Raw genomic sequence first — 24,331 nt, 5'->3', positions numbered from 1 at the left:
TTGAATCAGTCAGAACACTCCATACGTCAGAATGCGGCCGAGGACTCTACCTCCAAGGCTCCTGAAAACGGCACACCCCAGTCAGGCACGTCCGAAACCGGCATGTCCGATACCGGAACATCCGAAAACGGCAAGTCAGATCCACTGGCAGCGGTGGCATGGGTGCTTTCGTTTCTGATGCATCCACTGCCGCTGCCCTCTCTTATGTTTGGGCTGGTGCTGATCTTTGCGCCCGAGCTAATGCTGGCCGGAAACCTGGAAATTCGCTGGCGGCTGATGGCCCTGCTTTTTCTGGCCACCTTTGCCCTACCCGGGCTTAGTGTACTTACCCTGCGGTTGTTTGGCAATATCTCCAGCCTCACCATGACCCGCCGCGAAGACCGCCGCGTTCCATTTCTTTTTGTATCGGCCATCTACCTGGTTATTTCGCTGTTCTTCTACAAAATATTTCCCCAGATACCATTTGTAATACTTGGCCTCTTAAGCATAACAGCCTGCTTGCTGGTACTTACCATCATCAGCCTCTTCTGGAAAATAAGTGCTCATGGTATTGCTGCAGGTGGTGTAACCGGCTTTATAGCTGGCCTGGTAGTCCATTGTAACAACCAGGAGCTTGTTTACCCGCTCGCCATTCTGCTGATCTTATCGGGTGCTGTTATGTGGGCAAGGTTGTACCTCAACCACCACACACCACCGGAAGTCTGGACTGGCTGGTTTGCCGGTTTCTCTATCTGTATCAGCATGGTGATGTTGTTGTACCCCATCTTATGATGGCTAAAAAATCCGTTACCAGATTTATAGGCTAAAAAGCTGCAAAGCCTCATAAATTTTAGTAAACTAGCTATTGAAATTTTTTCACTGATGTATCAATTTTTAAAATACGAGAAAGAGCAGGGTGTAGTAAGGCTTAGCATGAACAGGCCCGAAGTATACAACGCCTTTAATAATGAGCTTACCTACGAACTGCAGGATGCCTTTAAGCAAATAAGGCGTGATGACGAGGTGCGCGTAGTGGTGCTTACCGGTGAGGGCAAAGCCTTTGGCTCGGGCCAGGATCTGAAAGCTTCACAGGCCGACCCTGACCGCAGCTTTCTTGACTCGGTTCGCAAACGGTATAACCCGCTGATCAAATCCATGCGGGAACTCCCCAAACCTATCATCTGCCGCCTGAATGGTGTGGCAGCAGGTGCTGGCTGCTCTCTGGCGCTGGCCTGCGATATTATTGTAGCTTCCGAGCAGGCTACCCTCATCGAAGTATTCATTAACATTGGCCTGGTGCCCGATAGCGGCTCCAGCTACTTTATTCCAAGACTCGTAAGCCCGGCAAGGGCGTTTGAGCTATGCACCATGGGCAATAAGATTTCGGCACGCCAGGCTTATGAATGGGGCATGATCAATAAAGTAGTACCCCATGATCAGCTCGATAGTGCTGTACAGGAGTATGTTAACTACTATGCTGCTGCCCCCACCAAAGCCATTGGCATGATCAAGAAAATGCTCAATAAGTCACAAACTGCTTCGCTTGATGAAATGCTTGAGTACGAAGCCTACTGCCAGGAAATTGCAGGTAACTCTGCCGACCATAAAGAAGGTGTGAGTGCCTTTTTGGAGAAAAGAAAGCCCCAGTACCAGGGCAAATAGTCAGACCATCTGCTACCAGCGTAAGAAAATAAAGGCCCTAGCCCCGGATTAAATCCCGGGCTTTTTTTTTGACCAGCCTTCCACAGCAGCAGGGATGTAAAGAAAAATACCTGATGCTGGTTTAGAGAAATAGCATAAAGCAAAAAAACTTTAAGGCACCTGTTTCCGGATAGTTGTTCCATGGCCAGGTGCCTTAAAGTTTTTGTTGTTCACTGTCTGAGCTTTTAATGCTTCAGCAGTCTGTATGAGGGAGGCAAGATCTTGATCTTTGCCTTAATTAGAACAGATCGATGGCCAGGCCAAAGCGTAAGTTTCTTATGCCATCAGGGTAAGGCAGGAAAGGAGCTGTTCCGGCAGTAGTGTTATTTCGCCTTGTACGGTAATAAGGTCCTTCACCTGCATCAAACAGATCAGAAAGTTGGTACTCAACATACAGATTGAAGGCAGAATATCCCACCCGTGCATGTGCACTGTAACGGAAAGGGTTCAGGTTCCAGTCACGCTTAAGTTTGTCTTTACGGGTATCGTCGCCTACGGTGTATTTAACTTTCATCTGTGAACCGAAGAGAACCCCTGCTTTACCGCCAAGGGTTACCTTAAATCCTGATTTTGGATTGGTTTTATTGCTCACCCAGCTAAACTCCAGCGGTATATCAATGTAATTAGCCGACAGCCTGTTTTTCTTGTACAGCCCTGAGCCATATACAAATTGCAGAGAATCCAGGATAAGAATCGGGCCGGGCTCAGAAATACCCGTTACTGTTTCTCTGTAAACAGGGGTAACAGGGCTTTCTATTTCGTATTTTTCAAGGCCCAGGCCAATACCCGGATGAAAAGAAAAACTGCTGGCGCCCAAATTTACATCATACAGATAGTAGATATTTACGCTTTTGGAGCCCCAGGTTTTAAGATTGAATTGTTCAGGAGCATCCTGGAGAACATTTACGCCAACTGCAAATAACAGCGACCCCCGAACATCGGGCTGATAGGTTTCTCTTTGTTGTGTAGTGGTAGTCTGGCCTGCAGTTTCCTGGGCTAAAACCGGCATACTCATGAGCAGGAGCGCCAGGACTATAAGAACATGTTGTTTCATGCGATAAAAATAAACGTGATGGAGCAAAGTTAAAATTTTTTTCAAAGGTTGTGCGATTCTATTTGCGGATAAAAAAACTTTCCTTAGATTTGCATTCCCAATCAACGGGAACGGCCTTGTAGCTCAACTGAATAGAGCATCTGACTACGGATCAGAAGGTTTCAGGTTTGAATCCTGACAAGGTCACAAAAGCTCTTTTAGCACTTGCTGAAAGAGCTTTTTTTTGTTGTAGACCCCGGGCTTGGAGTAGACATACTTCAGCATTTGCACAAAATTCAATCATCATTTTCCGTTCTGCAGCTGCTTAACTTTTCAATGGAGCACTTTGTTGGTACAGCTGTGATACTAAACCGCAAATCTTATATTCGGATACTTCGGAAAAACATTGTTTTTTTGACAGCTACATCAACAATGGCAGCTTTTCCATTTTCCCGCATCTAGCACTACTTTATGCCGATGGGGTTCATAAGTTTCTGAGTGTTCGCACAAGAATCATTTTTCGCAGGAATATCCGGCCACGGGAGTATCCGGCCACGGGAGTATCCGGCCACGGGAGTATCCGGCCATGGGAGTATCCAGCCAAAAAATAAATAGTTTGATTCCTGGCGATTCAACGTTAGCAGCATATTAAAGTGCCATGTAGCTGCACTTTGCAATACTTAGCCGTTAGTTCAGGAGGGGCCAATCTGAACGAACAGAACCAGCATATCCTATTTATATATCTTCCTGAAAATTCAAACAAAATTCAGTTTAGCTTCTTAAAAGTACTAGCACACAGCTGCTCACTTCACAGGTGGAAACTGCTTTAACAGCAAGCTGTGAGGTAATTACTACTGAACCTTAGTAGCCCTTTAATCATGTTAAAAGCTAAATTTCTGATCATACTAAGTGTATTGTTTGTATCGTGCGATAATGAGACAGCACCTGAAAATGTGCCGGAGGCTGTAAAAAGCGGACTACAAGCTCAGTTTCCAGATGTGAGAGTACTGGAATGGGAAGCACTTAATCAAAACTATGCTGCAGAATTTAACATAGATAATATTCCCTATGAAGTGCTTGTGAGCCGGGAGGGGAAAATACTGAAGTACAAGTACGACATACTTGAATCAGAACTACCTGAGGCTGTCAGGGCTACTATAAGAAGAGAATACTCTGAAGTCCCTATTGCCGATACTGAGGTTCTTGTTTATGAAGGCAAAAAGTACTATCAGGCGCACTTTGACGATGAATTGCGGGATTATTGGCTGGTGTTTTCTGAAGATGGACAGAGGGTTGACCAACCCGACTATATGAGGTAACTGTGTTTCTGATGGTTATTTACTGAGAAGCACACCTTATCCGGCTTCGTTTTGTGGCTAAAGATGAGCTAAAGGTATCCCTGTCTTTTTTTGTAATGGTTTTCATTTTTTTACTGGCATCACAATTCTTCAAAAGAGATACTAAATGTTAATCGGCATCCGGTAAACTAAAACCAACAGGATCCAACAACTCACAGGCTACTTAATCACGTATTAATGCTTACAGGTTAACATCTTTATCAACATGGGGGCGGTCTTCTGAAACAACCCTAGGCAAACACTAAGCATATGATACTGGAAACCCTCAAAAACTATCAGCTTACCTTAAGGCAGGAAACAAGGTATAAGATCATATTTCTGGAAATCAGCAGACCGGCCCTGCCAGGCATATGGCGTTTGAAAAAATCTGTAGTGTACAGCAAAGAATTTAGAAAATTCAGGGTAACTGATGAAACCGGTATTCCATGCCCTATAAATGTGGCATCAGAAGTTATTTTACTGCATTACCTGAAGTGGGGAAAACTGCCCTTTAACACCTTTCTGGATATTGCCATTGAAGTAAAGGAAGTAGCTGATCAAATGAGGGTAGAGCCAGCCTTGACACATATTAACCAGTGGAAAAACAGTTAGCCATGATTGTACAGTTTAATTTACGTTAGAAGCCTGCTTGATTGTATTTATTTAATATGGAAGAAGCGCATCAGACCAGGGATAAAGACGCATTACTACACCTTTACAATAAAACACTGCCAGCATTGGCAGCACGCATTCATCAAAATCTTCAGGAAATCACCCCCCTGTTCCACAACTTTCTGCTGGAGAAAGCAGTGGATACCTGGACCAAAGACCCTGATGCAAACACTGACTCAGCCATCAGCATTGAGAATGGAAATGTGCAGCAAATGGCTTTAAGGCTAAGGCTTGAGGGTTTTCAAAGAGCAGGTGTACCAGCCTTTGACATATCAAAAAATCTGGTTTTTGAATTAGGGAGGGCTATGTACACGGTAAGCCCGGATAAAGATGGCGATGAGATAGAAAAGCAGTACTACCAGCCATGGACAGAAAGTGAAATAAGAGAGGTTGCCCAAAGGTGGTGCGATGACCTGATTGATGAGATTACCCAGCGCCTGGAGAGCATAACTTAACAGGCACAACATCATATACCAGCTCTTTAAAAGTAGTGCTGCAAAAAAATCAGCCACTGCTATCCTTTCCATTAAGCCTTACTACACTAATATACCGACTGCCAGGGCATATTCCTGTTAGTGCATAGATCTGCGTACTGTCTCCCACAGAAAAAGGCAAACAGAGAACAGCGCACTTCTAGCAGAGGGTACAAGTGAAGAATATCTTATCAATAAATAATTTCCAACGATGCTGATTTTCATAAAACATTCTTTTCATCTCTCTGTTGCAAACTAATAATCTCACTCTCTGCTCAAACATGTTCCACAATTAACTTTTTTTGGCTTATGTTCTATCACGTAAAAGAACTACAGTTTAACGCACGAGTGTCGAAACCCGATCCAAAATTTGCCAGCATGCTGCTGGAGCAATTTGGTGGAGCGAATGGAGAGCTAAAAGCTGCCCTGCAGTATTTTGTACAGGCCTTCCCGGCCAAAATGCCCTATCCCGATAAGTATGATATGCTTATGGATATAGCCACCGAGGAATTCTCTCACCTGGAGATTGTAGGTGCTACTATCCAGATGCTGTTAGGACCCACCGCCGGGGAGCTGAAAGACCAGGCTGATCAGTCAGAAATTATGGACCTGCTTAAAGGCAAGGCTGCCAAGGAAGAGTTTATCCACAAAGCGATGGTAAACCCGCAGTTTTTTGATTTAAATGGAGGCGGACCAGCCTATACAGATAGCCAGGGAAATCCCTGGACTGCAGCCTATGTAACTGCCAATGGTGATCTTACTGTGGATCTGCGCTCTAACATGGCTGCAGAATCACGGGCAAAGATAGTATATGAGTACCTGCTGCAGTTTACGGATGATCCTTATGTAAAGGAAACACTTCGCTTCCTGATGACCAGGGAAATAGCACACTTCCAGATGTTTGAAGCAGCACTGGAAACCATTAAACCTAATTTCCCGCAAGGTGTCCTGCAGGGAGATCCCCGCTACAGCAATATGTACTTCAACATGTCGAGTGGTGCTGATTTCAGAGGACCCTGGAACGAAGGGCAGAGCCCGCAACTGGGAGAATCCTGGCAGTATGTGGATGATCCTATTCGTTATGTAATGGAAAGCGATGGCTTGCAGTTGCATAAGTCAACAGGCACCCCACGTACCCAGGAGCAGGTTGAGCAGATGAACAAAGAGCTAGGGGAAAGGCGCAGCTCTCACATCAGAGGATCCATCCCTAAAGCTGATATTCAGTGGAGCAACTACAATTCCAGAAACCGCGAGCCTGGCCGTTAATGTCCTAGTAAACAGAGTACTATTTCTGGATTCTATAAGGGAGAAGAGCAGAATAAAACTGCTCTTCTTTTATATCCTTTACAGAAGGGAGTTATACAATTGATAGATGTTTAAGCACCCCATCGGCAGCTTATTATTAACACTGTATCCTTCATTAACGAAAAAAGTTAAATAGAAAATTGCCTAAAAAAGAAGACAAAATTCAAACGGAGCCTTTGATAGAGATCGAGTATTATACCGATCCTTTATGCTGCTGGAGCTGGGCCTTTGAACCCCAGTGGCGGCGCTTAAGGTATGAATTTAAGGAAATGATCCAGTGGCGCTACCGTATGGCCGGACTGCTACCCAGCTGGAAGAACTTCAGCGATCCGCTGTATTCGGTAAACCGCCCGCTGCAAATGGGCCCTGTATGGATGGAAGCCCAGCAGATGAGCGGACAGCCAATGCATGACCGGATCTGGGGGGATGATCCTCCACAGTCTTCTTATCCTGCCTGTATTGCTGTAAAATGTGCCTCTTTACAATCTGCCGAGGCGGAAGAAGCTTACCTGCGCCGCCTGCGCGAAGCGATAATGCTGGAGGGAAAAAACATAGCGAAAGAACAGATATTATTTGAACAAGCCAGACAACTGGCAGCTGAACAGGAGGATCTCCTGGATGCGGAGCAGCTACTGCAGGATTATCATAAAGGCAAAGGACAGCAGGCTTTCCGCGAAGACCTGCAAAAGATGCGTTATGGTAACATCTCCCGCTTCCCTACGCTTATCCTTAGAAAAAAAGGTGAGCAGGCATTCATGATCACCGGCTATCGCCCCTATGCTGTTTTACTCGATGCACTCCGCCAGGTTGATCCCACCCTTTCGCCAGCACAACAGGCCAATGATGCCGATACATACGCCTCTTACTGGGGCAGCACTACAGAAAAAGAAACTGAAGAGGCTTTGGCTGCGCGTTAAGCACCCGCGCCTTATGAGCTAAGAATTCAAGAGAATAGCTAGCTATGTTCAAGCCTCCATTCTGATCCTACTGCTACAGAAAAGCAAAGATTTCCTACCAAACAGCCCCGCCTGGCTCAGCATACTTTTCCCAAAACGATTGTGTGGGGCACTAAAGAAGCTTTAGGGGTTAGTGCCGATAAAAAGGTGCAGTAAGTGTAGTACCGTCCAAAACAGAGAAGTATCGGCTTTCGCAGTATTTATTATTGTTTCAGGATACAAATTTGCTTGCCGCTTCGTTTAAACGTTATCCCTCTAAGCTAATTGGAAAGCTGCACTTGAATGGCCTGTACACCCGTTAAAGGCAGAAAAATTGCATGGTTTCCATAGTTTAAGGATATTTAAACAGCACTCTGGCTAATTTTTTTTAACCATTATTTTTTCATGAAGACGTTATTAAGCATTCTCTGCTGTTCAATTATTTACCTGGCCTCGCACACAGCACATGCCCAGAAGTATTTTGCCATTGGCCCTAAAGCAGCATTCAGCGTAAATCGCTTTGAAGATCTCCGTAATGATGATAACATTACATTTGAGAGCTTTCAGACTATATCTGCAGGAGCATTTGCACGCTTAAACCTGGGCCGCCTGTATGTTCAGCCAGAAATATACTTCCTGGTTAAGGGGGCCAATTATAACCTGGTGGGCAACGTGCAGGAAACCGGTAAAATACGCATAAATACTTTTGAAGCCCCTGTACTGCTGGGGTACTACCTGGTAAGAACAGATGCCTTTAACATACGGGCCATTGCCGGACCTGTCTTTAACCTCTACACCAAAGAAACAGAGAATGATCTTAAAGTTCTTGACCCCAACCGCTACAACTTCGACAGAAACGTGAACAGCGTGCAGCTGGGCCTGGGAGCAGATATTTTAATGTTTAGCCTGGATGCCCGATACGAATATGGCTTATCCAGGCTAAACAGGGAGTCCGGAGTAAGAGCCAACCAGTTTATCATTAATTTAGGTTATAAACTATTCGAAAGATAGGTCTGCACTATTTTTAAGATGTACTTTTGGGCGCACAGCTTATTGTTAGCAATATGCTGCACAGCAGCCCCGCCCATAAGGTCGGGCAAATGCATGCTGTAAGACTCCCTGCATGATAAATGAAACTCCACGTTAAGATAGGTCTTGTTCTTTTTCTGGCTGGTTTTACTGGCATTCTTAGCCTGCTAAGCATGCCGTTTGCTTCTGTTGCTTTTCCACAGGAGGTACTGGCAGCCTATTCCGAAACCACTCTGCGGCTATTAAGCACCATAAACCCGCTTATATTACTAATTGCGGCAGTTGTTGTGGGCACAATACTTTACCCAAAAGTACCAGCACTTTCGGCACCAAGCCTGGAAAAGATGCTGAGCCCCGCACCTGCCAGCTGGCAAAAGGTTTTAACACAACAGTTTAAAAGCGGCCTGGTTGGTGGCGTTGTAGCAGGCGCTGCCATAATAGTAGTGGAGGCCTTTTTTAAACAGCTGTTGCCCATGGAGTTTTCAGAGCTATCTGCCCGAAACAGTCCAAACTTAGTGGTGCGGTTATTATATGGCGGCATTACAGAAGAGGTAATGCTAAGATTTGGGATGATGACATTACTGGCCTGGGTACTTATTAAGCTAACACACAAAGCCAGCCCCATTGCGCTGTGGCCAGCAATAGTACTGGCTTCCCTCTTATTTGCAGCAGCCCACCTGCCCCTTGCTTTTGCACTGGTACCGGAGGCATCAAGCCTGCTGATCCTCTACATTCTGCTGGGCAATTCTGTGGCTGGCATTATCTACGGCTGGCTCTACTGGAAAAAAGGACTGGAAGCAGCCATTATTGCACATATGGTTACCCACCTGATAATCATTGGCGCGAGTGCCCTGGTTTAATAACCTGAGCCAGCCCATTTTCAATTATCAGGCATAAAAAAAAGACCTGATGTTTGCAGGTCTTTTTAAGTCTTAAAGCAAAAACTTCTTCCTAGGCTTATGCCTTACTACACATTCTGCTTTTTCAGCTCCTTCACTGCATAATCTACAGCCCTGGCGGCAAGTGCCATATAGGTGAGTGAAGGGTTTTGTGTTGCCGTAGAGGTCATGCAGGCGCCATCGGTAACAAACACATTTTTGCAGGCATGCAGCTGGTTCCATTTATTGAGCAGGGATGTTTTAGGATCATGCCCCATGCGCACCCCACCCATTTCGTGGATATCAAGACCAGGGGCCTGTTTAGAGTCGCTTGTCTTGATATTGGTAAAGCCGGCGTTGGTAAACATCTCCGTCATTTGCTCAAGGTAATCCTTCACCATCTTCTCATCATTCTCATCATAATCGATTGAGATCTTAAGCTGTGGAATACCAAAAGGATCTTTGTTATTAGTATCAAGGGCTACGTAGTTGCTCTCTTTCGGAATGGTTTCACCCATCATGTGAGAGCCTACATACCAGCCACCTAACTGTGGGTTGTGCAGGCTTGCTTTCAGGCTTGCGCCCATACCCTCGTGGCTCGAGCCGGAGCTACGGTTGGCATTGAAGCCTGCTGCATAGCCACGCAGAAAATCAGTCTCCTGCTTGTACACATTGCGGAAGCGCGGAATGTACGGACTGTTTGGCCGGCGGCCTTCGGTGGTAGAATCAAGGTGCCCGTCGTACTCGGCAGAAACCCTTCCCCTGTAGTTATGAAAGGCAACATACCTGCCCATAAGTCCATTGTCGTTACCCAAGCCGTTCGGAAAGCGGCTGGAGGTTGAGTTCAGCAGGATCAGGTTGGTGTTGAGCGCTGCTGCATTTACAAAGATGATGTTCGCATAGTACTCCATCTCCTCCTTTGTATTCGCATCGATTACACGCACACCGCTTGCTTTGCCTTTTTGCTCATCATAGATAACAGAGTGTACCACCGAGTGGGGACGCAGGGTCATAAGGCCGGTTTTGGCGGCCCAAGGCAAGGTGGAAGCATTGCTGCTAAAGTAGCCACCAAACGGACAGCCACGCTCACAAAGGGTACGGTGCATACACTGTGCGCGCCCCTGCTCCAGGTGTATGGGCTGTGGCTTTGTAATATGTGCTGCCCGGCCCATGATTACCTGCCGGTCTTTGTATTTTTTGGCAACCTGGTTTTGAAAATGGCTCTCCACGCAGTTCATCTCGTGCGGCGGCAGAAACTCGCCATCGGGCAGCTGCGGAATGCCATCTCTGTTTCCGCTGATACCGGCGAACTTCTCTACATAGCTGTACCAGGGCGCCAGGTCGGCATAGCGGATGGGCCAGTCTACAGCAAAGCCATCGCGGGCAGGGCCTTCAAAATCAAAGTCGCTCCAGCGCTGGGTCTGGCGGGCCCACAGCAGCGACTTACCTCCTACCTGGTAGCCCCTGATCCAGTCGAAGGGCTTTTCCTGTACATAGGGATGTTCATTATCTTTTACAAAGAAGTGCTCAGTGCCTTCGTAAAAGGCATAGCACTTGCTCACAATGGGGTTTGCTTTACGAACCTCCAGCGGCAGCTGGCCTCGGTGATCGAACTCCCACTGATTTTTAGTAGCTGTGGGGTAATTTACATTATGCTTTACATCGCCGCCACGCTCCAGCACCAGGGTTTTAAGGCCGTGCCCGGTAAGTTCTTTGGCTGCCCAGCCACCACTGATCCCCGATCCAATAACGATTGCGTCAAATGTTCTCTCCTTCGCTGAATCTCCGTTAATATTTGCCATGCTTTGTTAAGAAAGGGGTGTTGATGATTGTACAGGAACACAACCGTGATAACGGCCAGGTACCATTTCGTATTTGGTGATGTTGGTCATCACGTATTCGGAAGTCATATAACCCCGAATGGTAAGACCTTTCACTAGTTCATAAAAATCCTTCTGAGTAGCTTCGTCAGATTTGCTCATTTGCTCCAGAATAGCTGTTTTCTCTTCCATGCTGGCTGCAGCAAATGCCTTATTGTATTTCTTATCGGCCAACTGTTCTGTAGTATCCAGCCCTTTTATAAGTACCTCCTGGGCATCTACCTCAAAGCAGTCGGCTACCATTTTATGAACGTACGCATGCACTTTCAGCTCTTTAGCACCAGGGGTATCGGTGGTAGGGATAAGTGTTTCCACAATCTCTGCCAATAAACCTTCCTGCTTTGCCGATAAAAGCGGATCTGTTGCCTGAACCGCCGTTTCCTTCCAGCCGCTTGTATCACAGCCCGGCAGCACCAGCAGACCTGCAGCAACCAGTGCCATGTTTTTTAGCGCTATTCGTCTATTCATCTATGGGGGTAATTTTTAAATCAACATCAAGAGTTTCATGTCTATCATCAGTACCCTGAATGGATGTATGAAACCAACAAACAAGATACGCAAAAAACGGCCTTTTCCGAAAATTCGTTCTTTTGCATCGCTCATTTGTGATATTTTCAGCTGTTTTTCTTCTAAAGCCATCAGACGACAACGCTGCGGCAATGGCTATTGCATAAATCATAGACGCTTCATGTGAAGCAGTTTTCAGCATGGCTTCATCAGCAGAAAAACCTGATGTATGATTTTGCCTATAATTATCAGAAGAGACAACAAACAGCTACATAACTTTATATTACAAATTAGCGAGCCCTTGAGCTGCCGTGCAGAAGCCAAAAAAAGCCTTTTTATTAATAATAGTATAAAAAAGGTAATTGAATGAAAGCCAGGCCTTGCTATGAGTAGAGCCCGGTCAATTTTCACACTATACTTCTAACAAATTGCCAGACAACAGTTTACATAAGCGCTGTTTAAGAACAGATCTTGCGCTTACAAACACAAAGCCCGCAACTTCAAAGGTAATATTTCTACTGTTTTTTTACCTTTTTATTCGTTCCTCCTCCTTTGCACAGATCGGGCCTGACAGCCTCTTTGAGCAAATCTCGCAGGCAAAAAGTAAAGAGAAGGTTGATCTGATCATAGAATTGAACCGCAAGCATAGAAAAGACTTAAAAACAAAATCTGCTTTATTCATACAGCATACCACTGAGGCTATCAACATTGCTGATTCGCTTAAAGACACACAATCGCTGGCGAAGCTCTACATGATATTGGGTGGTTATCAGCAGAGCCTAAGTAATTTTGAAGAAGCACTGGATAACTATTTTAAACTGCTGGCCCTTTACGAAGCGCTACCCACCGGACAAAGAGATGAGCTGAAAACAGGTGAAGTGCTGAATAACATAGGGATCGCCTATAAAAGGCAGGGCGATGCCGACAAAGCCCTGGAATACTACCACAAAGCATTAAAACTGGCAACAGGCTCTAAAAACGAGCTGCTGGGCAAGCTTTACTCTAATGTTGGCGCCATTCACAGAATGAAGAATGAATACGACCTTGCACTGGAATACTACCAGAAGTCTATTCAGGCCCACCTGGATGCTGGCAAAGAGCAGCTGGCCATTGTTCCGCTGCAGAATACAGGAATTCTGTACGGGTTTATGGGTAATTACGGTAAATCACTGGAATACCTGCACCGGGCCCTGGATGCCAGAAAAGACACAACCGATGTAGAAGGGATATGCTATAATCTTTTAAACCTGGGCGATACCTACAACAGGGATAAACAGTATGAAAAAGCTTTGCACTACCTGAATACAGCCCTTGCAAAAAGCAGGCAGCATGGCTACAAATTATTAACCTCCGAAACCCTTTTCACCCTCTCTGAAACCTACGCAGCCAAAGGAGAACATAAAAAAGCCCATGCACTTTTAAAGCAGCACATAACCTACAAAGATTCGCTGGTTAATGAAGAAAGCGCTGCTAAAACAGCCGAGATGGAGGCAAAGTATAATTTTGCTGCACAGCAAAGGGAAATTGTTCTGTTAAAGGCAGAGCAGGATCTGAAGGAAGCCGAGCTGAAGGAGAAAAAACTGCTTGCCTATGCCCTCACTGCCGGGATCGTTTTTGCCTTTGCGCTTCTTTTCCTGATCTACCGCCAGTTTATTCAAAAGAAACGCACCAACATAATACTTGAACAGTACAACGAGGAAATAAAAGAAAAGAACCACCACCTGGAGGAAGTAAATGCCAGGCTGCAGATCTCCGAAAAAGAATTGCGCCAGCTTAACAACACCAAAGATAAGTTTTTCTCTATTCTTTCTCACGACCTCCGCAGCCCAATGAATTCACTCGCTGGCCTGCTGGGACTGATCAGCACCAATGCCGACAAATTAAGTAAAGAAGAGCTGGTGCAACTCACCACAAAACTGAACGGTTCTGTTAAAAATCTAACTAACCTGCTTAACAACCTGCTACAGTGGTCTATGGCACAAACCGGTAATCTGCACTGTAAGCCAGAGAAATTTGCACTTAGCCAGTTGGTAGAGGAGAATGCCGCACTGGTAAAGCTTGCCGCCGACGCGAAGAGTATAGCGGTGAATGCACAGGCAGAAAAAGGGCTGGAGGTAATAGCAGACAGGAACATGCTTGACTTTGTGATGCGGAACCTTCTGTCGAATGCTGTGAAGTTTACACCCGGCGGCGGCACCATAACAGTATTGGCAGAAGCCAGGGAAGATAAGGCCATTATTACCGTAAGAGATACAGGCATAGGAATACCGGAAGAAAACCTGATCAGGCTGTTTAAAGTAGGCGAACACCTCACCACAGAGGGTACCGCAAAAGAAAATGGCACCGGCCTGGGTCTTATTCTGTGCAAAGAATTTGTTGAACTGAATAGCGGCACCATTACAGTAGTGAGCAATGTAGGGGAGTACACCTCCTTTATTGTTACTGTTCCTGCCGTTTCAAAAAAAGCGGCTGTACCGGTAGCGCTGGAAGTTTAAACCACCGGGCACATTTTTATTTGCAGCCTGTTCCCGCAACCAGGCACTGTTTTACTGAACCGGCCTTTCGCCTTCCATTGCATAAGGAGCATTCCGAAGCTGCCCACCCAAAGCAGTACAGGATGCCAGCGCCTCCATTTTTTAGCCTGCTAAAATTGATAAGAATCACCACACTACTTGATTATTATCATCGGCATAGCAGCCCTTTGTTTCTTCCTTTATAGCCATAAAACAAAGGCAACTAAACCTACAATTCAAGGGAGGCTCCGCAAGCCAGCAGGCGCAATCAGCAGGAGAAGAAAACATGAAAACAACAAATGCAGAAGAACTGGCCCTATTGTTTGCAAAGGTAAGAGAGGCACAAAAGCAGTTTTCTACCTTTTCGCAGGCACAGGTAGATGAAATTTTCCGGCAGGCGGCCATGGCTGCCAATAATGCAAGAATTATACTTTCCAAGCTTGCCGTAGAAGAAACAGGCATGGGCCTGGTAGAAGATAAGGTAATCAAAAACCACTTTGCTTCTGAATACATCTTTAACCAGTATAAAGATGAAAAAACCTGCGGCATCATCGAAACAGATGAGGCTTTTGGCATTACCAAAATAGCAGAGCCCATAGGCGTTGTGGCAGCCATAATACCCACCACCAACCCTACCTCTACCGCTATCTTCAAGGCACTGATTGCCCTGAAAACCAGGAACGGTATTATTTTTTCGCCACACCCCCGGGCGAAAAGAGCAACAGTAGCCGCCGCTAAAATTCTGCTGGAGGCTGCCGTAAAAGCAGGTGCCCCCGAAAACATCATCGGCTGGATCGACGAGCCCTCTGTGGAGCTATCCAGGATTGTAATGATGCAGGCCGACCTTACCCTGGCTACCGGCGGACCGGGCATGGTAAAAGCTGCCTACTCTTCCGGCAAACCTGCCATTGGCGTAGGTGCCGGCAACACTCCTGCCATTATCGACGAAACAGCTCACCTTAAAATGGCTGTTAACTCTATTCTGCTCTCCAAAACTTTTGATAACGGCATGATCTGCGCCTCCGAACAGTCTGTGATTGTGGTGAACGAGGTTTATGCCGAAGTGAAGAGGGAATTTGAAGAACGCGGTGCCTATATATTGAAAGGCAAAGAGCTTGACAAGGTCAGAAAGATCATCCTGGTAAACGGCGTGCTTAACTCGGAGATAGTGGGGCAGTCTGCCGCTAAAATTGCAAAGCTGGCTGGGTTTACTGTTCCGGAGGCTACCAAAATACTGATAGGCGAAGTAGAATCTGTGGAGCTGGAAGAGCCATTCTCTCATGAAAAGCTCTCTCCGCTCCTGGCTATGTACCGGGCTAAAAACTTTGATGATGCCCTGAACAAAGCCGTTCGCCTGGTAGAGCTGGGTGGCTTTGGCCACACCTCAGTGCTGTATACCGACCAGGTAAAATCTGCAGACAGAATAGCCCGCTTTGGTGCAGCTCTTAAAACCGGCCGTACCATTATCAACATGCCTTCTTCGCAGGGTGCCATCGGCGATATCTACAACTTCAGGCTGGCCCCTTCCCTTACCCTGGGCTGTGGTAGCTGGGGTGGCAATTCAGTATCTGAAAACGTAGGGGTGAAGCACTTACTAAATATTAAAAGCGTGGCAGAGCGTAGAGAAAACATGCTGTGGTTCAGGGTTCCGGAAAAGATTTACTTTAAGTACGGCTGTACCCCTGTTGCCCTGCGAGAACTGAAAGCACTCGGCAAAAAAAGGGCCTTTATTGTAACCGACAAGGTGCTGTACAACCTGGGCTTTGTCGAGATCATTGAAAAGGTACTGGACGAGATCGGCATAGACTACAAAGTTTTCTTTGATGTAGCCCCCGACCCAACGCTGGCCACTGCCAGAAGAGGCGCCGAAGAAATGCTTAGCTTCCAGCCCGATACCATCATTGCCCTGGGTGGGGGCTCTCCGATGGATGCAGCCAAAATTATGTGGGTACTGTACGAGCATCCTGATGTGCGTTTTGAAGACCTGGCCATGCGCTTTATGGATATCCGCAAACGCGTATACACCTTCCCTAAAATGGGTGAAAAAGCATCGCTGGTGGCCATTACCACTACGGCTGGCTCTGGCTCCGAGGTAACGCCTTTTGCGGTTATTACCGATGAGCATTCAGGCATTAAATACCCGCTGGCCGACTATGAGTTAACACCCGATATCGCCATTATCGATGCCGAACTGATGATGAACAAGCCGAAAAGTTTAACCTCTGCCGGCGGTATTGATGCACTTACCCATGCCCTGGAAGCTTATGTATCGGTGCTGGCTTCAGAATATACCAACGGACTGGCCCTGGAGGCCATCAGGCTCATCTTTAAATACCTGCCTGCAGCTTACAGCGAAGGCACCAGCAACATAAAAGCCCGCGAAAAAATGGCACACGCCGCTACCATTGCCGGTATGGCCTTTGCCAATGCATTCCTGGGCATCAGCCACTCCCTGGCACATAAATTAGGGGCAACCCATAACCTGGCGCACGGCCTGGCCAACGGCTTGCTCATTAACGAAGTAATCAGGTTTAATGCTGTGGATAATCCGCGCAAGCAGACTGCTTTTCCGCAGTATAAATACCCGAATGCCAAGTGGCGCTATGCCCGCGTGGCCGATTACCTGAACCTGGGCGGCAGCAACGACGATGAAAAAATAGAGCTGCTGATCCAGGCCATTGAGGAGCTGAAAGCCAAAGTAGGCATCCCTAAAACCATACGGGAAGCAGGCGTATCTGACCTTAGCTTTTATGCTACGCTTGATGAAATGGCAGAGCAGGCCTTTGATGATCAGTGCACCGGCTCTAACCCGCGCTACCCGCTCATCAGTGAGCTGAAGCAGTTATACATCAATGCTTTTGAAGGAAAGTCAGCAAAAACTGATTTGGGGGAAGCCTCCTCCGGGGAAGCCAAAGAGATAGACATACACAGCAGCAGTAATGAAGCTGTAGTGGGGTAAGTTAGTTTCATGGCAGGTCTGTAAAGGGGTTGCTCCGATTGGAGTATCCCCTTTACTTTGTAGCAGCAGCCGAAAGGCTATCAGCTGCCCTTGGTAAGAACAGCACTGCCACGCATCAAAAACCACCCTACAGAACCCATGGCAGCAGCCCCACCTTCCTGGCCGACCTCATTAAAAAGCATGTAGAATTTTGGAAATCTCCCTTAAATTTGCCCACTCCATTAGAACTATGATAGAGATTATCAAAGCAGACAATACGCATTTCTCCACCATCAGGAGTATTGCATTTACAACCTGGCCCCCCACCTTTGGCGATATTCTTTCTCCCGAACAGATTGAATACATGCTGGACATGATGTACAGCATGCCTGCTTTAATGAACCAGGTATACCAGAAAGGTCACACCTTCATTCTGGCCAGGGAGGAAGACTCCTTTCTGGGCTTTGCCGCTTACGAACCTAACTATCAGAAACAGGCCAAAACCAAAATACATAAGATCTATGTACTGCCTGCAGCGCATGGCAAGGGTGTTGGTAAAGCGCTGATGGGCTATATCCGGGAGCTTGCCCTGAAGCACAATAACCCAACGCTTACCCTGAATGTAAACAGGAACAACAAGGCTGTGCAGTTTTATGAAAAAATAGGTTTTGAGATAGTTGGCAGGGAAGATATTGATATTGGCAACGGCTTTCTGATGGAAGACTACATCATGGATAAGCAGCTTTAATAAGCCCCGGCAGCTAAACCTTCCGGAAACAACAGCATAAAAAAAGAGGAGCATCCGGTAAATGAATGCTCCTCTTTTATTAAGATCAAAATCAGCCTAAGATCTTGGCCTGGCCTGCTTAAATTCTATACCACTAATGGTAAAAAGCCCCTGCTGGCCTTCGCCCTTGCTTCCTTTAAATACAAAGTACAAGTCCTGAACACCATCTGTTGGTGCAATTGTTACAGGCACCCTCGGTGGGGTCCTGTTCGCACCCATACTCTGCTGCTTGATTTCAGCACTTTCTCCAACCAGTTTACCGGTAGGAGAACCCAGGCGCACCTCTATTTTACCACCTGCCGCATTAAGATATTCTTTTGGCGCTGTGGCCAGGAAATCCAGCTGGCTGATCCCCGTCATGTCTATCTGGTTAAACCTGAGGTAGGAATCGCTTTCCTGTACAATTACAATCTCCACCGGGGGTTCTTCTAATTTGTACTTCTGGATGCCTGCCGATAGCTGATCGGCCGTGGCTGGCGCTACAAAAGGATGGCGAAGCAGCACTACCTTTTCTGCTGTTGCTGGGGGTACACCACTGGCGCCTTTATCTGTATAAGCCATGCGTGCTAAATAAACACCCTGTCCGCCTACTTTTGCGGGCCCATTGGCTGTAAAGGAGCCCTTTAGTGGTAAAGATGAGGCTGGTTTCTTTGAGCCATCCAGACTAAGCACATATTTGATGATTTCTTTGGCATCATCAGGCGCTATGCCCGGGTGGGCCGACATGGCCACTTCTCCCCAAACACCGGCACCGCCCTGGATTACCTTGTTCGCCAACCGGTCAACAGCGCCTGCATCGCCTTTGTACTTTTGTGCTACCTGCTGATAGCTTGGGCCTATTGACTCTTTATCAATGGCGTGACAAGCCTTACAGTCGCTTTCCTCCATCAGTTTCCTGCCATGGGCAAAAGCAACGGCTTCGTCGGCACCACGGTGGCCCTGTGCTATGGCAATCTTGTCGTAGCCCTCCTTCATGTAATCAATGGTAAAAGCAACCTCTTCTGCAGAAATGCCACCATTTGCCAGGCTGCCATCTTCCTTATCTGTTACCGATACCTCGTACTGGAATGACTGGTTTGGAAAGTAGAATGTACTATTCCCTGTTGGCATATTCAGGGCAAGCTGTGGTGGCTCATTGCCTGCCACTAAATCCATGGTACTGCTGGCGGTTGCTCCCTGTGCATCTGTTACCTGCAGTTGAACAGTGTAAACGCCGGGTTTATCTACAGTAAGGGTTGGGTTGGGTTCCTCCAGCGTTTTATACACTTTACCATCCTGTGTGGTCACTTTCCATTCGTACTTAAGCTCATCACGGTCCGGGTCATTGGTACCGGCAGAGGAAAGTTTAACAGTAAGCGGCACTGAGCCAGCCCTGGTATCGGAGGCCAGCTGTATATCAGGTTTACGGTTACCGGCATTGTACTCTATTTTAACCAGCTTTGCTGTAGGATTCTGCTGAAACCAGCCCTCGCCGTAATCCAGCATGTACAGATCGCCCTCGGGACCAAACTCCATCTCCATAGGGTTGTTAAACTTGCTGTTTGGCATAAAAGGCTCCATGCTCAGCAGGTTGCCTTCTTCATCCATGGTAACAGCCATAATCCAGCCACGCATCCATTCATAAATAAACAGTTTACCCTCATAGTAATCCGGGAACGGGCGCGCTGCTCCTTTAAAATGTTCACTATAAAAAACAGGGCCAGCCATAGCCGTTCTGCCGCCACTGCCTACTAATGGAAACTCTTTAGACTCATCGTATGGATACCAGATAAAGGCTGGCTGAGCCGGTGGCAGCTCCTGTAAGCCGGTATTATTAGGAGAGCTGTTTATGGGTTTGGCCGGATCAAATTTAGCCCCGGGCGTTCTGGTGGTAAAATCAATTCTGGCGTAGGCTTTATTATCGCCAATGAAATGAGGCCAGCCAAAGTTGCCTGGCTTTCGTGCCTGCCCAAATTCGTCGTGCCCGCGGGGTCCTACCGCCAGCGAATCTTTGTTAGCATCCGGCCCTACATCTCCCCAGTACAAAAAGCCGGTTTTCTTATCTACTGAAATCCGGAAAGGATTGCGGTGACCCATCGTATAGATTTCTGGGCGGGTGTTAGCCGTACCTTTAGGGAATAAGTTTCCTTCCGGAATGGTATAAGTACCATCTGGCTCCGGGTGTATGCGAAGAATCTTGCCCCGTAAATCATTTGTATTGGCAGAGCTCTTCTGTGCATCCCAGGGACTGCGGCCTTCCCGCTCATCAACCGGCGCATAGCCTGTATCAAATGGGTTGGTGTTATCACCAGTAGACAGGTACAGGTTTCCGTTTGCATCAAAAGCAATAGAGCCACCGGTATGGCAGCATTCAGCCCGCTGAACAGGCACTTCCAGCATTACTTTCTTGCTAGCCAGGTCCAGTTCATTGCCCTTTAGCTCATAGCGCGCAAGTATGTTTTTGGGTTCGTCTCCTGCTGGCGAATAATACAGGTACACCCAGTGGTTCTTGTTGAAATCAGGGTCCAGTGCAAGACCCATCAGGCCATCTTCTGCTTCTTTTTCCTTACCATCTTTTGGCAGGTATTTGGTACTTACCGGTATATGAGCTGCAACGGTAGTTTGCTCAGTTGCAGGGTCATACAGTTTTACATCGCCCTTGCGCTCAATAAACAGCACACGGCCCCTTTCCATTACAGCCAGCTCGTAGGGCTCATCCAGGTTATCTACCAGCACTGTTTTGGTAAAGCGGTTTTCATCGGGCACTCGTTTGGTGCGGGCCAGGCTGTAATCCGGCTTTTTAGCGTTCTCTCCTCCCATGGCGTACTGAATGCCGCCCAACAGGTGCTGAAGCGCCATTGGCTCTGAGAAAGTTTCATCTGTATGGCCTATGCTGGTGTAGAAAGCCCTGCCACCATCATACTCATGGTACCAGGCCATGGGGTGGTTATCGCCATTGGTACCGCCCTGGTAGCTTTTTTCATCGATATCCATCAGCACGCGCACGTCTGTGTTCATATCTTTGAAATTGTAGAACTCATCTTCACGCTCCCATTTATCGGGCAGCGGGGCTGTTGCCGGATGGTTTTTATCCAGCACCCTGAAGGTGCCCTTCAGCACGTTAGGATTGTTGGGATGGCTTTCGAAATAAGCACCGGCAAGTTTGCCATACCAGGGCCATTCATACTCAGTATCGGCGGCAGCGTGTATGCCTACATAGCCTCCTCCCGCCTGTATATAGCGCTCAAAATCATTTTGCTGCTGCTGGTTCAGTACATCACCGGTGGTGTTCAGGAAAATTACAGCATGATAATTTTTCAGGTTTTCTTCCCTGATGCTGGAGGCATCTTCAGTAGTATCAACTACAAAATTGTGCTCCTGCCCCAGTTTTTGAATGGCTGCCACACCGGCCTCAATAGAGGTGTGCCGGAAGCCCCCGGTTTTTGAAAATACCAATACCCTGGGCTCTTCCTTTTCCGAAGAACAGGAGAGCAGCCCAAACAGCTGAAAGCTCAGCAGCAAAAGCCAGCAGACCCATCTGCCGGCAGTGGAACATAGATTCATATTATTTGTCGGTTGTAAACTTTCAATTATCTGTGAGCACTACAGGGGCTCAATCTATTTTACAGCAGCCTGCAAATATGCAAACAGCAGGTCTGTGCACGCATACCTGATGATATGTCAGTGAAAAGACAAAGTGGAAAAATAAGGTTTTAAGCCCTATCCTACAACGCCAGCAAGCATAAAAGCTGCCTGCCAGGCAATAGTTTTTTTTACCGTAGTGCAATTAGCACAAAATCCTGGCAACAAAACAATGTTCCAGATTGCAACTGTCCGCCAAATACTCTATGGCACATAAAAGCTCCTGCCATACAACCAGCAGGCATCCCGGCATAAATTCCACCGCTCCTGATTGAGATATTAAGTAGCCTTTTTACCCCAATTAGTTAGTACTGATCCTGTATACCCCCCTTTACTACTCACATTACAGCCTAAAACTAATGGAGGTAAGAATTAGGCTGATAAAGTTCAGAATCAGAAAGGGCAAAACCTGTACATTAAATTAATTTTTCAGAACCCTACGGTTTTCTGTATCGGAAGTTAAGATGTATCATCGCTAACCCAACAAAGCCATGTTGCTAAAAAAGAACACTCCTCTTGAAATCGGCCTCTTTGTATTAGCCCTTCTCTGCCTGTGTACTATTTCCATTGGGTACGTAGATACTACAACTAACCTTTTTCTGGTGGCAGCCACCTACTGCTTTACAGGCTTTGCGCTCACCAGCAAAGCCCTAAGATTCAGGCAACTGGTAAGCAGGCTGGTATTTGTGGTGTGGCTGCTGTCGCTGGCGGTGGTGTATTTTGCTGCCATTGCAACGGCTTTCAATCCCCACTGGGAGCTTTACACAATGTGGCTTGCCAGCATGCTGATCTTTTTCAGCGCTGGCCAACATGTACTGTTGCAAAAGCAGTCCTAAGCCTGGAACTTTTACCTGCTGTAAGATAGAATTGAACCTGCTGTCGAGATCAATCAACAGATCCCCACTCCCTACATCCACAGCGTTAACATTTAAATGATTCTTGCACTTCTGATACTTTCTCAGAAATAACTTTATCACACTTCCTCAGTTACTAAAAGAGTAGGCTGGCTAAAATGCTATTTCGCTGGTCTTTAAGAGTCGTTTAGCTAATAAGTAGAGGTTAAGATGGTAAAATGTGTGTTTAAATACCGCCCCACTCCACCGTGAATGGCATTTTAAAGTACCCGCCCCGGGTAAAACCCACACTCTTGCCTCCTGGGTAAAACCATGACTTATTAAAAATACAATCCCGCAGCAAACGCATCAGAAAATCTGGTTAAAGAGCAGGAACAGGCATAAACAAGCATCTGGTCTTTGCAGGGCACAGAGCAGCCATAAAAAGCACTTGTTTAGCTAATACGCTGCTATCTTCCAGATCCCTCCGAACTAATGGCAGTTATTGTGCAGGATTGGCCAAATACAATAGCCAAACACTCAAATGAATTTCAGGAAGTACTGGAAAGAATTATACGAGTTTTTTCTGCCTCCAAAAGATGAGCCTAAAGAAAAGGTTCACTACCCGGGCCTGCTGCCAGCAGAAATAGGATTTTTATATGCCATAATTTTTATATTGATTTTTATACTGCTCTTTCTGGCAATGAATCCCTGATCAAAGCTGCAGCTATGATTGACAATGCAACATAACTTTCCCAAAGTTTAGCAAGCTCCTAGATTTTTTATAAAAGTTACCATTATATCCTTGTATCTTCAGAAGAGAAAACTAAACCTGGCTGGTAGAACATTTTTTCTTAATTACCGTGTAATCAGGGATTGTGATGATCCTGGAGCTAACGGATAATTCTGTAGCGAACTGCTCTTTTAAGAATTATTTAATGTTATTGGCTATGGAATATACTTATTCTAAGTAATATTTGCACCCACTTGCAAAATAATTGTAGATTACCCTCTGAAAAGAAGATAGATTTTTCCACTGCATGTCTGAAAAAATCAATAAAGACCATTGGGACTGGGAATTTGGCAGCAGAACCACCTGGTGGGGCTGGAGTGCAAAAGAGCTTTGGGCTTATCGTAACCTGCTGGGCAGGCTGGTAAGACGAGATTTCCTGCTGAACTACCAGCAAACAGTTTTAGGGCCGCTCTGGATCTTATTTCAGCCCATCTTAACCCTCATTACCTATGTAATGGTGTTCGATAAGCTGGTGGGCATCGATACAGGCAGTATTCCGCCGGTGCTCTTTTACCTGTCGGGCATTGTGCTCTGGAGCTTTTTCAGCGACAGCTTTAGCGGCACTGCTTTTACCTTTCGCGAAAATGCAGAGGTTTTCAGCAAGGTATATTTTCCCCGTTTGGTAGTTCCGCTATCCGTGCTTAGCACCCATTGCATGCGCTTTGTCATGCAGTTTTTACTCTTACTGCTTGCCATGCTGTGGTATTGGGTGGTAGAGGATACAACTTACAGCTTCAATGCCTGGATATTATTTGTGCCTCTGGCCATTATATTAATTGGCTGCATTGGCCTGTCGCTGGGCCTTATCTTTTCGGTGCTAACAGCAAAATACCGCGATCTGGCCAACCTGGTGCACCTGGGCATCCGCATGATGATGTTCCTTACCCCGGTTATTTATCCCCTGGCTATCATTCCGGAAAATGTACGCTGGCTGGTGCTCTGGAATCCGCTTACCTCTCTTTTCGAGGTGTTCCGCTATGCCATGCTGGGCTCCGGCACTGTAGATTTATTAGGTTTAGCCTACAGTGTTGTGGTTAGCCTGGTACTGTTGCTGGTATCTTTCATGATATTCAACAAGCAGGGCGATAAGTTAATTGATGTAGTTTAAAACGCTGAT

The 24,331-nt window shown here is 46.5% G+C and carries 19 protein-coding genes and 1 tRNA gene; 15 read left to right on the top strand and 5 right to left on the bottom strand.

What is annotated here, in order from left to right; all coding sequences use genetic code 11:
* Both KWJ01_RS12290 and KWJ01_RS12285 read left to right on the top strand, forming a co-directional pair.
* Positions 1–771, top strand: a complete 771-nt coding sequence (locus KWJ01_RS12290; protein WP_224996745.1) for a hypothetical protein — start codon at positions 1–3, stop codon at positions 769–771.
* Between the two features lie 90 nt (positions 772–861).
* Positions 862–1,641 carry an enoyl-CoA hydratase-related protein gene (locus tag KWJ01_RS12285; protein ID WP_224996744.1) on the top strand — a complete coding sequence of 260 codons (780 nt, stop codon included), beginning with the start codon at positions 862–864 and terminating at the stop codon, positions 1,639–1,641.
* Between the two features lie 277 nt (positions 1,642–1,918).
* On the opposite strand, the gene KWJ01_RS12280 is transcribed toward KWJ01_RS12285, so the two are convergent.
* Positions 1,919–2,734: an outer membrane beta-barrel protein gene (locus KWJ01_RS12280; protein ID WP_224996743.1), complete on the bottom strand. Its 816-nt coding sequence runs from the start codon at positions 2,732–2,734 to the stop codon at positions 1,919–1,921.
* Between the two features lie 112 nt (positions 2,735–2,846).
* Here KWJ01_RS12280 and KWJ01_RS12275 point away from each other — a divergent pair.
* The 8 genes from KWJ01_RS12275 to KWJ01_RS12240 all read left to right on the top strand — a co-directional run bounded on the left by KWJ01_RS12275 (position 2,847) and on the right by KWJ01_RS12240 (position 9,324).
* Positions 2,847–2,920: transfer RNA gene (locus tag KWJ01_RS12275), tRNA-Arg, on the top strand.
* A gap of 671 nt (positions 2,921–3,591) precedes the next feature.
* Positions 3,592–4,032 carry a hypothetical protein gene (locus KWJ01_RS12270; protein WP_224996742.1) on the top strand — a complete coding sequence of 147 codons (441 nt, stop codon included), beginning with the start codon at positions 3,592–3,594 and terminating at the stop codon, positions 4,030–4,032.
* 288 nt (positions 4,033–4,320) lie between these two features.
* Entirely contained in the window at positions 4,321–4,662 is a 342-nt protein-coding gene (locus KWJ01_RS12265; RefSeq protein WP_224996741.1) for a hypothetical protein, read from the top strand.
* 56 nt (positions 4,663–4,718) lie between these two features.
* Positions 4,719–5,177, top strand: coding sequence for a hypothetical protein (locus tag KWJ01_RS12260; RefSeq protein WP_224996740.1), 459 nt, complete (start codon positions 4,719–4,721; stop codon positions 5,175–5,177).
* 327 nt (positions 5,178–5,504) lie between these two features.
* Entirely contained in the window at positions 5,505–6,461 is a 957-nt protein-coding gene (locus KWJ01_RS12255; RefSeq protein ID WP_224996739.1) for a manganese catalase family protein, read from the top strand.
* A 215-nt stretch (positions 6,462–6,676) separates the two neighbouring features.
* On the top strand, positions 6,677–7,417 hold the full coding sequence (locus KWJ01_RS12250; protein ID WP_224996738.1) for a DsbA family protein: 741 nt from the start codon (positions 6,677–6,679) through the stop codon (positions 7,415–7,417).
* Positions 7,418–7,840: 423 nt separating this feature from the next.
* Complete coding sequence (locus tag KWJ01_RS12245; protein ID WP_224996737.1) at positions 7,841–8,446, top strand: porin family protein; 606 nt, start codon at positions 7,841–7,843, stop codon at positions 8,444–8,446.
* A gap of 119 nt (positions 8,447–8,565) precedes the next feature.
* A complete protein-coding gene (locus KWJ01_RS12240; protein WP_224996736.1) occupies positions 8,566–9,324 on the top strand; it encodes a CPBP family intramembrane glutamic endopeptidase in 759 nt (252 codons plus the stop codon).
* 107 nt (positions 9,325–9,431) lie between these two features.
* On the opposite strand, the gene KWJ01_RS12235 is transcribed toward KWJ01_RS12240, so the two are convergent.
* Genes KWJ01_RS12235 through KWJ01_RS12225 form a run of 3 tightly spaced genes read right to left on the bottom strand, consistent with a single transcriptional unit; the run spans position 9,432 to position 11,931 of the window.
* The gene (locus KWJ01_RS12235) at positions 9,432–11,144 is read right to left on the bottom strand and encodes a GMC oxidoreductase (protein ID WP_224996735.1); all 1,713 of its coding nucleotides are present in this window, start codon (positions 11,142–11,144) and stop codon (positions 9,432–9,434) included.
* A 6-nt stretch (positions 11,145–11,150) separates the two neighbouring features.
* Positions 11,151–11,690, bottom strand: coding sequence for a gluconate 2-dehydrogenase subunit 3 family protein (locus tag KWJ01_RS12230; protein ID WP_224996734.1), 540 nt, complete (start codon positions 11,688–11,690; stop codon positions 11,151–11,153).
* Positions 11,683–11,931: a hypothetical protein gene (locus KWJ01_RS12225; RefSeq protein ID WP_224996733.1), complete on the bottom strand. Its 249-nt coding sequence runs from the start codon at positions 11,929–11,931 to the stop codon at positions 11,683–11,685. Before KWJ01_RS12225 ends, KWJ01_RS12230 begins: the two co-directional genes overlap by 8 nt.
* Positions 11,932–12,361: 430 nt before the next feature.
* Here KWJ01_RS12225 and KWJ01_RS12220 point away from each other — a divergent pair, with 430 nt between their 5' ends.
* From KWJ01_RS12220 to KWJ01_RS12210, 3 genes are all read left to right on the top strand, one after another.
* Positions 12,362–14,224, top strand: a complete 1,863-nt coding sequence (locus tag KWJ01_RS12220) for a tetratricopeptide repeat protein (RefSeq protein WP_224996732.1) — start codon at positions 12,362–12,364, stop codon at positions 14,222–14,224.
* Between the two features lie 304 nt (positions 14,225–14,528).
* Positions 14,529–17,201, top strand: coding sequence for a bifunctional acetaldehyde-CoA/alcohol dehydrogenase (adhE, locus tag KWJ01_RS12215; RefSeq protein ID WP_224996731.1), 2,673 nt, complete (start codon positions 14,529–14,531; stop codon positions 17,199–17,201).
* A 229-nt stretch (positions 17,202–17,430) separates the two neighbouring features.
* Positions 17,431–17,928 (top strand): GNAT family N-acetyltransferase, encoded by a 498-nt coding sequence (locus KWJ01_RS12210; protein ID WP_224996730.1) that lies wholly within the window; start codon positions 17,431–17,433, stop codon positions 17,926–17,928.
* Between the two features lie 96 nt (positions 17,929–18,024).
* Here the strand turns inward: KWJ01_RS12210 and KWJ01_RS12205 are convergent, their stop codons facing one another.
* Positions 18,025–21,510, bottom strand: a complete 3,486-nt coding sequence (locus KWJ01_RS12205) for a ThuA domain-containing protein (protein ID WP_224996729.1) — start codon at positions 21,508–21,510, stop codon at positions 18,025–18,027.
* 569 nt (positions 21,511–22,079) lie between these two features.
* On the opposite strand from KWJ01_RS12205, the gene KWJ01_RS12200 reads away from it, so the two are divergent.
* A complete protein-coding gene (locus KWJ01_RS12200) occupies positions 22,080–22,424 on the top strand; it encodes a hypothetical protein (RefSeq protein WP_224996728.1) in 345 nt (114 codons plus the stop codon).
* Between the two features lie 1,037 nt (positions 22,425–23,461).
* On the top strand, positions 23,462–24,322 hold the full coding sequence (locus KWJ01_RS12195; protein ID WP_224996727.1) for an ABC transporter permease: 861 nt from the start codon (positions 23,462–23,464) through the stop codon (positions 24,320–24,322).
* The last annotated feature ends 9 nt before the right edge of the window (positions 24,323–24,331 follow it).

Source organism: Cesiribacter sp. SM1, from assembly GCF_020178975.1.
In the GTDB taxonomy this organism is placed as follows: Bacteria; Bacteroidota; Bacteroidia; order Cytophagales; family Cyclobacteriaceae; genus Cesiribacter.
The sequence above is the reverse complement of the archived record's forward strand: the minus strand, read 5'-3'. Positions and strand labels throughout refer to the sequence as shown.

Excerpts from the sequence above, each read along its gene's own strand:
- KWJ01_RS12270 (WP_224996742.1), top strand. The coding sequence starts at position 3,592 with ATGTTAAAAGCTAAATTTCTGATCATACTAAGTGTATTGTTTGTATCG.
- adhE (WP_224996731.1), top strand. The coding sequence starts at position 14,529 with ATGAAAACAACAAATGCAGAAGAACTGGCCCTATTGTTTGCAAAGGTA.
- KWJ01_RS12235 (WP_224996735.1), bottom strand. The coding sequence starts at position 11,144 with ATGGCAAATATTAACGGAGATTCAGCGAAGGAGAGAACATTTGACGCA.
- KWJ01_RS12245 (WP_224996737.1), top strand. The coding sequence starts at position 7,841 with ATGAAGACGTTATTAAGCATTCTCTGCTGTTCAATTATTTACCTGGCC.
- KWJ01_RS12205 (WP_224996729.1), bottom strand. The coding sequence starts at position 21,510 with ATGAATCTATGTTCCACTGCCGGCAGATGGGTCTGCTGGCTTTTGCTG.
- KWJ01_RS12265 (WP_224996741.1), top strand. The coding sequence starts at position 4,321 with ATGATACTGGAAACCCTCAAAAACTATCAGCTTACCTTAAGGCAGGAA.
- KWJ01_RS12225 (WP_224996733.1), bottom strand. The coding sequence starts at position 11,931 with ATGCTGAAAACTGCTTCACATGAAGCGTCTATGATTTATGCAATAGCC.
- KWJ01_RS12280 (WP_224996743.1), bottom strand. The coding sequence starts at position 2,734 with ATGAAACAACATGTTCTTATAGTCCTGGCGCTCCTGCTCATGAGTATG.
- KWJ01_RS12240 (WP_224996736.1), top strand. The coding sequence starts at position 8,566 with ATGAAACTCCACGTTAAGATAGGTCTTGTTCTTTTTCTGGCTGGTTTT.
- KWJ01_RS12230 (WP_224996734.1), bottom strand. The coding sequence starts at position 11,690 with ATGAATAGACGAATAGCGCTAAAAAACATGGCACTGGTTGCTGCAGGT.
- KWJ01_RS12195 (WP_224996727.1), top strand. The coding sequence starts at position 23,462 with ATGTCTGAAAAAATCAATAAAGACCATTGGGACTGGGAATTTGGCAGC.
- KWJ01_RS12285 (WP_224996744.1), top strand. The coding sequence starts at position 862 with ATGTATCAATTTTTAAAATACGAGAAAGAGCAGGGTGTAGTAAGGCTT.
- KWJ01_RS12200 (WP_224996728.1), top strand. The coding sequence starts at position 22,080 with ATGTTGCTAAAAAAGAACACTCCTCTTGAAATCGGCCTCTTTGTATTA.
- KWJ01_RS12210 (WP_224996730.1), top strand. The coding sequence starts at position 17,431 with ATGATAGAGATTATCAAAGCAGACAATACGCATTTCTCCACCATCAGG.
- KWJ01_RS12260 (WP_224996740.1), top strand. The coding sequence starts at position 4,719 with ATGGAAGAAGCGCATCAGACCAGGGATAAAGACGCATTACTACACCTT.
- KWJ01_RS12255 (WP_224996739.1), top strand. The coding sequence starts at position 5,505 with ATGTTCTATCACGTAAAAGAACTACAGTTTAACGCACGAGTGTCGAAA.